Origin of the sequence: Massilia sp. WG5 (genome assembly GCF_001412595.2) — a bacterium.
Classification (GTDB): Bacteria; Pseudomonadota; Gammaproteobacteria; order Burkholderiales; family Burkholderiaceae_D; genus Telluria.
In genome coordinates this window covers 2,418,699-2,431,280 of record NZ_CP012640.2, presented here as the reverse complement: position 1 = coordinate 2,431,280, position 12,582 = coordinate 2,418,699, and the positions used below count along the sequence as shown (strand labels likewise).

Here is a 12,582-nt window from a genome sequence, read left to right as displayed (position 1 = left end):
GTAAGCCACGAAAATAAATTGCCGATTGCTGACAAAGCGTCATTCAGCCCGGACTGGCGCTGTCGTTTACCGAACGGTCAATCACAATGATCGTTCGAATTCTTCAAATGAAACTCAGCTTTCGCACAAAACTCTTCCTCCCCCTGGTTATCAGCTGGGTCTGCCTGCTGGCCGTGGTGGTCGTCAGCCTCATGCAGCAGCGCTCGCTGCGCCTGGAGGAACGCAAGACGCAGCTCCACAATGCCGGCGACATGGCGCAGTCGGTCGCCAGGCACTACGCCGCGCTGGCCACGTCCGGCGCGCTGACGGACGCCGACGCCAAGAAGCAGGCGCTGGCACAGATCAAGGACCTGCGCTACGGCGCCAACGGCTACCTGACCGTGCTCGGCGAGACCGCGGTGCTGATGCACCCGTTCAAGCCTGAACTTATCGGCACCGACCCGGCCGCGTTCAAGGATCCGGACGGAACCCGGGTGTACGTCGAGGCGATGGCGATGGTGCGCGATCACGGCGAAGGCTTCACCCAATACCTGTGGGCCAAGCCGGGAGAGCAGAAGCCAGTGCCCAAGCTCGGCTTCGACAACGGCTTCAAGGACTGGAACTGGACCTTCCAGACCGGCACCTACATCGACGACCTGAACAGCGCCTTCTACAAGGACCTGACGGTGTCGCTGTCGATGCTGGCGGTGGCCGGCGTCGCGCTGTCGGTGCTGGTCCTGCTGATCGCACGTAACATCGAGCGTTCGGTCGGCGGCGAGCCGGAGTTTGCGGCGCAAGTCGCGCGCCGCATCGCCGCGGGCGACCTGGAAACCGAGGTCCGCACGCGGCCGGGCGACGAGTCGAGCCTGCTGTTCGCGATGAAGACCATGCGCGACAGCCTGGCCGGCATCGTCGGCGAGGTGCGCCAGGGCACCGACGTGATCGCCACCGCGTCCAGCGAGATCGCGGCGGGCAGCCTCGACCTGTCCTCGCGCACCGAGCAGCAGGCCAGCTCGATCGAGGAGACCGCGGCCTCGATGGAGGAACTGACCGCGACCGTCAAGCAAAGCGCGGAAAACGCGCGCGAGGCCAGCCGTCTGGCGCAGTCGGCATCGGGCGTCGCGACGCAGGGCGGCCGCGTGGTCGGCGACGTGGTCGGCACGATGGCGTCGATCAACGAAGCATCGCGGAAGATCGTCGACATCATCGCCGTGATCGACGGGATCGCGTTCCAGACCAATATCCTGGCGCTGAACGCGGCGGTGGAGGCGGCGCGGGCGGGCGAGCAGGGCCGCGGCTTCGCGGTGGTCGCCACCGAGGTGCGCAACCTGGCGCAACGCTCCGCGGCTGCGGCCAAGGAGATCAAGGTGCTGATCGGCGACTCGGTGGAGAAGGTCGACGCCGGCGCGAAGCTGGTGGACCGCGCGGGCGCGACGATGGACGAGATCGTCGTCAGCGTCGAGCGCGTGGCCGGCATCATCGGCGAGATCATGCGCGCTACCGAAGAGCAGTCGATGGGCATCGTCGAGATCAACGAGGCGATCGGCCAGATGGACTCGGTGACCCAGCAGAATGCCGCGCTGGTGGAGCAGGCGGCGGCGGCATCGGAGGCGATGCAGGACCAGGCCGCGAACCTGGCGCGGCTGGTCGGCGTGTTCAGGCTCGCATAAAAATCAGTCGAAGCCGCGCACCGGGAAGCGCTCGTCGCGCTGGATCCAGTTGCGCGGCGAATAGGCGGTGCGCGCGTCCGTCGCGTGCAGGGTGAAGGCATGGCGCGACACCGCCGACCTGTTCGGCGCGCTGTAGTGCGGCAGCAGGCCGTGGAAGCACACCAGGCTGCCGGCCTTCGCCTCCAGCGGCACGGCGGTCGAGTCGTCCGGCCACGGCGTGCTGTCCAGCTTTTCCATCGCGATCCTGTCGCCGTCGCGCAGGAAGCGCTCGCGCAGCGGGCCGCGGTGGCCGCCCGGCTCGACCCACAGGCAGCCGTTGGCGATGCTCGCGTCTTCCAGCGCGAACCAGAAGGTCGTCACGCTGATCGGGGTCGAGTCGAAGAAAGTGGCGTCCTGGTGCCAGCGCACTTCGCCGCCGATGCCGGGTTGCTTGAAGATGTACATGGACTGCCACACCTGCGGCTGCTCCAGCCCCAGCTCACGCGCCAGCGCTGCCAGTTTCGGATCGCGCGTAAAGGCATCGAACACCGGGTCGAGGTCGTGCATGGCGTGGCCGATCTTGTTGATCGACAGGGCCTTGGCCTGCTTCAGCCGGCCGTGTTCGTCGAAGGCTTCCTCCTCGAAGAAGCAGCGCACCGTGTTGTCCGAGCCGAGGAACCAGGCGTCGCTGGCGTTTTCCTGGTCGCGCGTGGTGAACACGGCGCGCGACTCGCGCGGGTCGAAGGCGTCGACGATCTCTTCGGCGCGGGCGCGCAGGCGCGCGATTTCGTCCAGCGTCTTGAAGCCGGGGATGACGATGTAGCCGTCGCGCCGGTAGCGCTCGCGCTGTTCCGGGGTCAGCACCTGCATCATGCCGCCACCGTCCACGCCCCGTCGGCATACACCCGCTCGCCGTCCAGGTACACCGCGTCCGTCACCACGAACACGTCGATGTGGTAGCGCGCGTCCTTGCGCTTGAAGCCGGGCTTGGCGTACACGCCGTGCTTGGCGCCCAGCGACAGGTGGATGCCGCACATGCGCTCGTAGGTGCCGATGTCGTCGACGCGGCGCTCGCGCGAGAAGGCGCGGTTCATGCCGAAGCCCAGCTCGCGCACCCAGACCTCGCCCTCGTCGCGGCGGATGATGTCCAGCACCTGCTGGAATTCGGGCGTCGCGTTCTCGGCGCCGGTCACACGCCCGCGTTCGATGATCAGCGTGACGGGCGCGTCCGGACGGTTCACGAGGTAGGCCGTGTCGCCGAACACGTGGACCTGGGCGCGGCCACTGACGGCTTCCAGCTCGCGCGCCTCGGTGAACACTTCGCCGATCGGGAACTGGCCGCCGACGTTGTTCATCGCGCCGTAGTCGCCGACGTTCAGCTTGGCCGATTCGAAGGGCGAATCGAACACGAGGACGTCGCCGCCGCCGTGCACCTCGGCGCGCTGCGCGCTGTCGATGCGGCGCTTGAGCGCATGGCCGACGCCGCGGAAGTACCGCGGGTCGTAGGCCAGCGCCTCGATGTAGTGCTCTCCCTGCGCGCCCGACATGCGCGACAGGTGCACGTGCTCGATCACCTTCAGTCCCAGCTTGAACAGTTCCACGCGCAGGCGGAAGCCGTCGAGGCGGAAGTTGGTCGACTGCACCAGCACCACCAGGTCGCCCGGCGCATAGGTCTTGAACGCGTCCAGGACCGCCTCCGGCGTGACGGCGTCGAAGTCGATGAAGGCGGCGTCGGGCAGGTTGCGGCGGTAGGCCTCGAGCAGCGCGCGCGACAGGCCCGTGCGCCGGTCGAACACCACCAGCGCGCGCCGTCCCGGCCCGTGTTCGAGCGCGATCGCGAGCACGTCGCGCAGGTGCGCGCCGGCGGCGTCGATGGCGGAGGAGGGAAGGTCGATGGCGGAAAGTTCGGGGGCGTTCATGGCGTCGGGCAATAGGCAACAACCCGACATTATAAGCCGGCCGGACGCTTGCGGCAGCTCACGAAGCGGGCATCGGCTTTGCTGCACAGTTTGGCTGTCAGGAGTCATATCATGTTGATTCTAAAAGGAAAATTTCCTCTGCTTAACTTGTTCGCCGTGCTGCTGGCACTGCTGCTGGCCGCCGTCGCGCCTGCCCGGGCGCTGGAAGCCAAGACCGGGGCGCGCGCGCCGGACCTGGTGGCGGCCGAGTTCTACGGCTGGTACCTGGAGACCCTGGGCGCCGACCAGGATCCGCTCAGCGACCGCTTCGACACCTTCACCCGCTACGTGGCGAAGGACCTGGCGGCGCGCCTGGTCGAAGGCCTGCAGGGCGGGCGGCTGCCGCGCATCGACTACTTCACCCAGTCCGCCAGCTATCGTCCGGCCTGGCTGCGCGGCGTGCACGCGGCCACCATGCGCCAGCGCGCCGGGGTGGCCGAGGTCCTGGTCACGCTCGGCGATGCGAGCGAGGACGGCGGCGCGCGCCAGGTGCTGGCGCTGTCGATGGTGCTGGAAAACGGCGGCTGGAAAATCCGCCGGGTCGTTTCCGTCGACGCGGCCGGAAGTTCCGCTGAACAGCCCGCCATTTGATCCGTGAAGGACAGCCCCGCGCTCCTTTCGTGAACGGCGCGCCGTGCCCCCCATGGTGGCGCTATGATTCCAAAAGCATAACGGCACCATGATGGGTGCGGGCCGTGGCGTTTTTGACGATCCGACAGCGGGGGACAATGGCATACCGATGGGAAACGCCGGCCAGCGTCTGGCTGGAAGAGGAGAACGGGCAGTTCGAACTGGCGGCCAGCGAAGGGCTGGGACGGATCGACTGGCGCGCCCACTCGCGCGGACGGGTGGCCGACTTCGCGCACCTGCTCGGCGCCTCGCTGCCGCTGTGCGACGGCGAGGCCGGCGAGGGCTGCGAGCACTCGCCCATCTACCCCGAAGGTTTTTCCTTCTGCCCCGAATGCGGCCGTCCCCTGGCCCGCCTGGCCGGGCGCCAGCAGCGCCGGCCCGACTGGTGGGGTCCGCATGCCGACCAGCTGTTGCCGCGCCATGTGCCGCACGGCCTGCCGGTCACCTCGCTGCCGCTCGGCGACAGCCTCGAGGAGCGTCCCGCCGCGCCGCACATCGGCCGCTTCGACGCGTCGATGCCGCCGCCGCCGAACGCCCAGTGCATGTTCATCGCCGCCGGCTACGGTTTCCCGGAACAGCGCCTGCTGGCCCTGGCGCCGGGACGCGGCGTGCTGCAGTACTGGGATCCGCTGGGCGAGGCGTGGCACGTGCTGGTGCCGGAAGAGGGCAGCGCCGACCTGCGCTTCGGCGCTTCCGACTACGGCTGGCTGCCGGCGCTGGAGCCGCGCCGCGGCGAAGTCGGCCTGGTGCCGGCCGCCCAGGGCCTGTACCGCCTGTGGATCAACCCGATCAACGAATCCTACCGCCTCGAACCGGTGCTGGCCGCCCCGCTCGTGGCCGCGCCGGGCCAGATGCGGCGCCAGCTCGCCTGCCTGGTGCGCGGGAATGCCGGGGTGCTGCTGCTGTCCACGCTCGACCCCGACCTGGCCCCCGGCCCGCAATACGAATGCGGCGCGCTGCCGCTGTCCGGCTGGAGCCGGCCGATCGGCTACGACGGCCAGCTGTCCTGGCTGCACGACGAAGGCCAGCTGCTGTGGCGTCCGGGCGAGGCGCCGCGCTTCCTGCCCTGGCCCGACACCTGGCTGGCGCGCTTGCAGTTCGGCGGCCCGACCCTGAGCCGCGACGGCCGCATGTGGCTGATCGGGCATGACGGCCAGTCCTACTGCTTCCTCGAACTGGGCGTCGAGCGCCCGCAGCGCGAGCCGATCGACGGCGCGCGCCTGGGTTTCGCCAACCTGCTGTTCCGGCGCGGCCATCCTGTCATCGACGAACCCTGGCTAGGGGAGCACGTCGAAGACCAGGCCGAAGACGATTCGCTGGTGTTGCCGCTGCTGCGCAGCTTCAACAACAACCGCAGCCAGCCCAGCGGGCTGGTGCTGCGCTTCCACAAATACACCGGCCGCGCGGAAGACGCGCTGGCCGACCGCGTGATCGCCCGCACCACCGTCGAATGGATAGGCCGGCGCAACGTCATCCTCGACGAGATCGCACGCCTGTCGCGTCCGCTCGAGTGCCTGCCCTTCGTGTATGCCAATCGTCTGTGGCTGCACCACCCAGACTGGAACCGGATCCGCGGCTGGAACCTGGAAGAGCCGTCGTGAGGCGCGCGCTCGCACTCCTTGCCACGCGGTGGGCGATGCTCGCCGGCGGCCTGCTCGGCGTGGCCGCGCCGGCCTGCGCCATCCCGCAGGTGGTGCTGGTGCAGAACTCGGGCTGGATGGAGCCCTTCTACAGCGACCCGAACTCCGCCTTCAAGCCGCTGGTGACGGAACTCGTCGCCAGCGTGGTGCAGCCCGGCGATGCGCTGCTGCTGGCCGCCTTCAACCAGTCGCTGCCCGGCGCGCCGTCGCCGCGCGGCCTGTTGTCCGAGCAGGCGGATCCGAAGACCCTGCATGCACACGTGCAGGCGGCGCTGAACGGTTTGCAGATGGCGCGCAAGCCCGGCGGCGCGGCCCTGGCCGACACCGACCTCGGCGAGGCCGTGAACGCCGCCCTGAACCAGGTATTGAAAGGCAAGCCGGGCTTGGTCTGGCTGGTGACCAACAACCGCAACAGTCCGAACAACGACCAGGCGACCGCCGCCCGCAACCGCGAGTTCTACGCCCTGATCCACCGCGGCGCCGCGATCGACAAGGCGCTGGCCTTCCCGCTGCGGATGCCGGTCAAGGGCGCGCACTACAGCGCGAACGGCCTGATGGTCTACGTGTTCGCGGCCGGGCAGGAGGGTTCGCGCGCGCTCGACGCCCTGCTGGCCGCCGGCCGGGTGCAGCGTGTGATCACCGAGCCGCCGGCGCGCCTGAAACCGCTGGACCGCGATACCGTGCGCCTGGTGCCGCGCCGCGTCGAGGGCGCGCCCGGCGTGTCGCTGACCATGGATGCCGGCGGCCGTTTGCACGCCGACGTCGAACCCGGCGCCACGGCCCCCAGCACCCGCATCCAGTGGCAGCTCGAGAACACGATCTATCCCTACACCATCGCCGACGCCACGCTCAGCGCGCGCTCGATGCTGGCCGGCGAAAACCGCCCGCTCGAACTGGCGCGCCACGAGCTGCGGCAGCTGGCGCCCGGCAAGGCCGAGCCGCTGGCGTCCACCCTGCAGCTGCCGGTGGCGAAGCTGCCCGGCAAGTGGTCGATGGCGGCGCTGAAATCGGCCGGCTCGGCCTATGTGCTGCCGGGGCAGATCGAGCTGCACCTGGCCGGCCAGCGCCTGGTGCTGTCGCAGGCTTTCCGCGAGCGGATGGCGGCGCTGTTCCCTGGCGATCCGCTGCCCGAGATCTTCACGCCGCCCGCCGAGATCCAGGCCTCGACCGCGACGCTGCCGCTCGAAGTGAGGGTGCACTTCGGTTCCGGGCCGCTGCTGGCGCTGATCGGCGGCGTGCTGGCCCTGCTGGCGGCGGGCGGCGGCGCGGCCTGGGCCTATGCCCGGCCGCGCCGCGTGCAGCTGACCGTGGAAGACGAGCTGCGCACCGTGCACACGCGCCCCGGCGCCACCCAGCCGATCTACGACAAGGCCGGCCAGCAGGTCGCCAGCCTGAAGACGACGCTGTTCGGCCACCGGCTGATCGACCTGCGCGAAGGCGCCCAGGTCAGGCTGGGACGATGAGATAACAACGATCGAACAAGAAAACCGAGAGGACCCCATGCAAGACCAGAAACCCACCGATCCCGGTTTCAAGCTGCCGGACCAGAGCCCGCAAACCACGCCCTCGGGCGCGCTGCCCAAGACCACGCCCGACACCGCCAACCAGCCGGTCGAGATCGCGCCCGGCGGCGCCACCAACACCAGCGCCGCGCCGCTGCGCGACACCTCGGCGCGCGACCTGGCGATCGGCGCCGCGGTGTTCGTGGTGCTGCTGGTGATTTACTTCTTCGTGCGGAACGCCTACGTGCACCACCTGGTGGTCAAGCGCGTGGCGCCGTCCTCGGCCGGCAGCGCGGGCTGGCTGATGTTCGTGGGACTGGCCTTCCTGTCCTTCGCGGCGGTGCTGGCCATCATCAACGCCGCCAAATACCTGACCCTGGCGATCACCGGGCCGCTGGTCGTCATCGGCGTGGTGGCCCTGATCGCCGCGCTCATGATCGGCCGCCGATAAAAGCAAAGGAAGCATGACATGGCAGATTTTCCCGATCCCTCGGCCCTGAATAACAAATCCGAACTGAAAGTCGACCTGCGCCCGACGCTGTTCATCGGCGCCGGCGGCACCGGCATGGAAGTCATGATGCGGATCCGCCGCCGCATCCTGTCGGCGGTGTGGAACCGCCAGCACCCGACGCGGGTGGAGTCGATCGCCGACTTCCCGGTGGCGCGCTTCCTGCACTTCGACCTCGACAACCAGGCCATCATCGACGAAGGCAAGTCGCAGCGCACCGACCCGTGGTTCGAGCTGGTCAAGCTGAGCGACGAAGAGCGGCTGGTGGAACCGCTCGACCTGCCGCAATACCACGAGTCCGACGACAGCCTGGCGCGCTTCCCCCTCATCGAACAATGGATGCCGCTGCGGCCCAAGAAGCTGCGCTCGCTCGGCATCGACCCGTCGAAGGGCGCCGGCCAGATCCGCGCGCTGGCGCGTCTGTACCTGTTCGACAAATACCCCAAGCTGCGCGGACGCATCAAGGGCGCGCTGAATTTCCTCAGCTCGAATGCCGGCATCGAGCGCAAGGAGAACTACCAGCGCCTCGGCCTGCAGGTGGATACGTCCAAGTTCCGCATCGTCGTGATCGCCTCGAACGCCGGCGGCACCGGCGCCGGCAGCGCCATCGACCTGGGCTGGATCGCGAAGGCGATCGCGCGCCAGGAGGTGTCGGACAGCCAGGTCGACCTGGTGATGTTCCTGCCTTCGGGCTATGCGAAGGCCAACAAGGAGCGCACCGAGGCGAATGCCTACGCGACCCTGATGGAACTCGAGACCACCATGCGCGACATGAGTGCGCGCGTGCAGTGGATGGACCCGGACAGCGTGGTCGGCCGCGGCGCGCCCTTCGACGACGTGTACTTCGTCGACACCGCCAACCTGGCGAACAAGGCGACCCAGGATATCAAGGACGTCTACCAGATGGTGGCCGACACCCTGTTCGAAGACTTTGCCTCGGCCGATTTCGCCAACCGCAAGCGCTCGGTGGCGGTCAACCAGCAGCAGCACAAGCTCGGGCCCTACAACCCGCGCGTGCCGGAGCAGCGCTTCGGCGACATGCGCCTGTCCTACTCGAAGGTGTACTCGGCCTTCGGCCAGGCGGTGCTCGACACCCAGCAAAGCCTGCGCGACGACATCCGCGCCTACGAGCTGGCGGCGCTGATGGTGAAGGCCTTCTTCGGGCTGGCCTCGACAGACGGCACCGCCGCGCGCCGCGCCACCGATGCGGAACGCGACAGCTTCATGCGCGAACAGATGGGCATGGGCGAGCACCCGTTTTCCGAATTCCCCGACTTCCGCAAGGGCACGGTCGACGTCACGCCCTTCCAGGAATACGCGCTGACCGACATGCTCCTGATGGACAAGGACCAGCGCTCGCTGCTGGAACGGGTCGAGAGCAAGGTGCAGGTCGAGGTCGACCGCATCATGGCGTCCTACGACCTCAAGCTGTGGCGCGAGAAGGTGGTCGAGCTGCTGCCGAACCTCGAGCGCGACGCCATCCGCGAGGCCGGCGCCACCGCCGAGACCAGCGAGGACCGCATCAAGCGGCATACCGGAGAGCTGCTGGCCAACCTGCGCCTGAACGTGCGCGGCCGCCTGTACATGCTGCTCGACGACCGCAAGCAGGGCGGGCTGGAATTCGTGCTGTCGCTGCTGGAACAGGTCAAGGCGAGACTGGCCCAGCGCGACCTCGCCAACGCCCAGCGCAACGGCAAGCGCTACCGCGACATCCGCGACGCCCTGCGCACCCGCCAGGTCGAGGAATCGCTGAACAACCTGTCGCAGGCCGCCGGCCGCCTGTTCGGCAAGGACGCCCAGGCGCGCGAGGTGATGAACCACCTCAAGCGCGACATCGCCGACTACCTGCGCTTCCACTTGTTGGCAGTGGCGTCCGGGCAGGCGATCGACGTCATGAACAGCATGTCGGCCTGGCTCGGCAATCCGCAGGGCACCGACGAGCAGGGCCAGGCCCAGTGGAGCGGCATCGCCGGCGAATTCCAGGAAGGCCGGCGGGACGTGGGAGCGATGCTGGCGGCCTGCGACCAGCGCATCGGCCAGCTGCGCGCCGACGCCCGCCACGAGCACGCCACCTATATCAAGCTGGCCAGCGACGTGTTGCCGCAGCCGGTCCGGCTCACCAGCGACGTCAGCGGCTGGGCCGAGGAAGTGCTGCTGGAATTCGGCGGCTCGGCCCAGCTGTTCCCGCAACTGGGCGACGAGCGGCTGCGGGCCGACTTGTTGCTGAAGCTGTTCCGCCGCGCGCAGACCCAGCTCTCCAGCATGCAGGCGGCAGGGCAGGAGCCGGCCCAGGCCGTCGATCCGCTGCTGGAACGCCTCGGCGCGATGTCGCCGCAGGAGCGCCACCGCGTGTTCGGCGAATGGATCCGGAGCGCCATGCCCTGGATTAACGCGCGCTTCTCGGCCGAGTTCACGCCCAGCGCCGACCAGTTCAAGTGCTTCATCGGCGTCGGCGACCCGGCCGCCTGGCGCAAGCTGGAGGCCGAGATCCGCGCGGCCGTGCCGACCGGCTTCTTCCAGGGCGACGCGGTGGCCATCGTCAACACCGGCGTGGCAGGCAGGGCGGTGTGCTACATCGAGCTGTCCGGCTATCCGATGACGGTGCTGCGCGGCCTGCCGACCTGGCGCGCCTCCTACCAGATCGAGAACCCGAAGATCCCGACCCACCTGCACTTCGACTCGACCCGCTTCCGCCACCCGATCTCGCCCTCGATGGACGAGCTGAACCGCCTGGCCGACGACTACGAGTGGTTCCTGCAGGCGGTCGCGCTGGGCGTGATCCGCCGCAAGCAGGATGCGGGCGACCGCGAGGCCGCCTTCCAGCCGCGCGGCCAGTACCTGTTCGAGGTCGAACCGGGTTCCGGTGAATGGCTCCAGATCGGCAACGAGTACGCGATCCGCTCGAACGGCCTGCCGCCGTATTACCGCGAGCAGGTGATCGCCGCCGTGCGCCAGCGCCTGGGCCAGATGGGACCGTACCGGCTGGCGCTGCTGGCGACCCTGATGCGCTACTACCAGCTGCGGGTCTACGAACCGAGGCTGGAAGTGGACGAGACCGGCGCCCAGCTGCCGTCTCCTTCGCTGCCGACGATCACGGCGCGGCGCCTGTACGAGCAGTGGATGCGGCGCGCCGCGACCCTGCATCCCGAGTTGTCGCCGGCCCAGGTCGAGGCGGCGCTGGCCCAGCTCGACCTGTGGTCCGAGACGGTGCCGGATTCCGCCGGCGACGCCTATCAGTGGGAAGTCGAACGCCCAAGCGACAAGCGCACTATCCGGCCCGAGTTCCTGGCCAGCGAGGCCAGGGCGCTGCAGGCGCTGGAGCGGCGCGCAGCGTCGCCGGTGGCGGCAGCGGCCGGCCTGGCGGCATCGGGACTGTCCGCGCCGGGCATGGAGCACGGCGACGCCGGCGCCACCATCGTCAGCCCGTCCATGCCGGCGGCGCCGGCGGCCGGCCTGCATCCCGAAAGCGTCGGTCCGGCGGCTTTCGTGGTCGGCGCCACCCCGATGGCGGCGCGCTACAAGCTGTTCGTGAACGGCGCCCAGCGCGGCCCGTATGCGCTGGAGGAGGTCGCGCAGATGCTGGCGCGCGGCGAGGTCGAGCATGCCACGCGGATCTGGAACATGCAGTGGAATCCGCGCCTGGACAAGTGGAAGACGATCGGCGAGGTCCCGGAACTGGCGGGTACTTTCGATACCGCGATTCCGGATCCCGACGACGGCATTCCCGATCCGGAATAAGGGAGCGCCGTGGCCGACGAAGCAATCTACCGCTGTATCAACGAGGCTTGCGGCCGTCCGGCGCCGCGGCCCGTGAATTTCTGCCCCTGGTGCGGGACCGCGCAGGGGCGCGCGGGCGCGCGGGCGCCGGCTGCGGCCATCCCGGATGCGGCTGCGCCGCGGGCCGCCGCGGCGGCGGCCGCCGCTACTGCGGGCGCGAGCGCCGCGGCCGCGCTGTCCGGCTGGTCGGACGCGCCGCCGCCGGCCGCGCCATCGAATCCGCCGCGTCCCGAGACCACGGCCGCGGCCCCCAGCGCGACCGAGTTCGGCCGCAGCGGCAAGGCCGCCGCGCAGGCCGCCGGGCCAGCCGGCGCAGCGGCGTCAGGATCGACGGCAGGACCGGCAGCGCCGCCGCCGCAGGAAGTGCCGCGTCCGCCGCTGGCCGCGCATCCGCCTGCCCGCCGGCCGATCCGGCTGCGCTGGTGGATCCTGGCGCTGGCCGTGCTGTGGGGTGTGTGGCTGATGGCCAAGCCCTCGGCGAAGAAGATCGACCGCCGCATCGACGCCGCGATCGCCCTGGCGCACCAGTGCAAGGGCAGCGAGGCGCAGGCCGAGCTGATCGCCCTGCGCAAGACCAGCGCCACGCCGGAGCAGCTGCAGCACCTGCAGCAGGGCCTCAACGATGAAGCGGCGATCTGCACCCGGCGGCGCCTGCGCGCCAAGGCCTGGAACGAGACCAGCGCCGCGGCCGAGTCGGCGCTGGCGGTGGCGGCCGGCTGGGAGAAGGCGCGCATCCGCCTGCAGGCCTTCATCCGCCGCTGGGGCGAGGACGACAACACGCGCGCGCTGCAGGACAGGATCGAAGCGGCGCGCCGCGAAGACATGATGCACCGCGAGCATCCGCTGGCGGCGCCGCAGGATGGTTCCGGAAACCAGTAAGTCCAGTCAGAAAGGAGGCAGGAAATGAAGCGCAAGCCCATGTCAGCCATATCAGCCATA

Annotated in this window: 9 protein-coding genes; 7 read left to right on the top strand and 2 right to left on the bottom strand. The window is 69.4% G+C overall.

Annotated elements, in window-relative coordinates; translation table 11 throughout:
• Positions 1-107 precede the first annotated feature (107 nt).
• On the top strand, positions 108-1,649 hold the full coding sequence (locus AM586_RS29180; protein WP_060567097.1) for a methyl-accepting chemotaxis protein: 1,542 nt from the start codon (positions 108-110) through the stop codon (positions 1,647-1,649).
• A 3-nt stretch (positions 1,650-1,652) separates the two neighbouring features.
• On the opposite strand, the gene AM586_RS10795 is transcribed toward AM586_RS29180, so the two are convergent.
• Together AM586_RS10795 and AM586_RS10790 are read right to left on the bottom strand one after the other, a co-directional pair.
• Positions 1,653-2,501, bottom strand: coding sequence for a phytanoyl-CoA dioxygenase family protein (locus AM586_RS10795; RefSeq protein ID WP_229411029.1), 849 nt, complete (start codon positions 2,499-2,501; stop codon positions 1,653-1,655).
• Positions 2,498-3,547: a hypothetical protein gene (locus tag AM586_RS10790; RefSeq protein ID WP_047821965.1), complete on the bottom strand. Its 1,050-nt coding sequence runs from the start codon at positions 3,545-3,547 to the stop codon at positions 2,498-2,500. Before AM586_RS10790 ends, AM586_RS10795 begins: the two co-directional genes overlap by 4 nt.
• 111 nt (positions 3,548-3,658) lie before the next feature.
• On the opposite strand from AM586_RS10790, the gene AM586_RS10785 reads away from it, so the two are divergent.
• The 6 genes from AM586_RS10785 (at position 3,659) to AM586_RS10760 (ending at position 12,522) form a co-directional block, all read left to right on the top strand.
• Positions 3,659-4,177 (top strand): DUF3828 domain-containing protein, encoded by a 519-nt coding sequence (locus AM586_RS10785; RefSeq protein WP_082439748.1) that lies wholly within the window; start codon positions 3,659-3,661, stop codon positions 4,175-4,177.
• Positions 4,178-4,314: 137 nt separating this feature from the next.
• Entirely contained in the window at positions 4,315-5,817 is a 1,503-nt protein-coding gene (locus AM586_RS10780; RefSeq protein WP_047821968.1) for a hypothetical protein, read from the top strand.
• Positions 5,814-7,319: a hypothetical protein gene (locus tag AM586_RS10775; RefSeq protein WP_229411030.1), complete on the top strand. Its 1,506-nt coding sequence runs from the start codon at positions 5,814-5,816 to the stop codon at positions 7,317-7,319. Before AM586_RS10780 ends, AM586_RS10775 begins: the two co-directional genes overlap by 4 nt.
• Positions 7,320-7,356: 37 nt before the next feature.
• The gene (locus AM586_RS10770) at positions 7,357-7,809 is read left to right on the top strand and encodes a hypothetical protein (protein ID WP_047821973.1); all 453 of its coding nucleotides are present in this window, start codon (positions 7,357-7,359) and stop codon (positions 7,807-7,809) included.
• Positions 7,810-7,827: 18 nt separating this feature from the next.
• The gene (locus AM586_RS10765; RefSeq protein ID WP_047821975.1) at positions 7,828-11,604 is read left to right on the top strand and encodes a tubulin-like doman-containing protein; all 3,777 of its coding nucleotides are present in this window, start codon (positions 7,828-7,830) and stop codon (positions 11,602-11,604) included.
• Positions 11,605-11,613: 9 nt separating this feature from the next.
• A complete protein-coding gene (locus AM586_RS10760; protein ID WP_060567095.1) occupies positions 11,614-12,522 on the top strand; it encodes a hypothetical protein in 909 nt (302 codons plus the stop codon).
• The last annotated feature ends 60 nt before the right edge of the window (positions 12,523-12,582 follow it).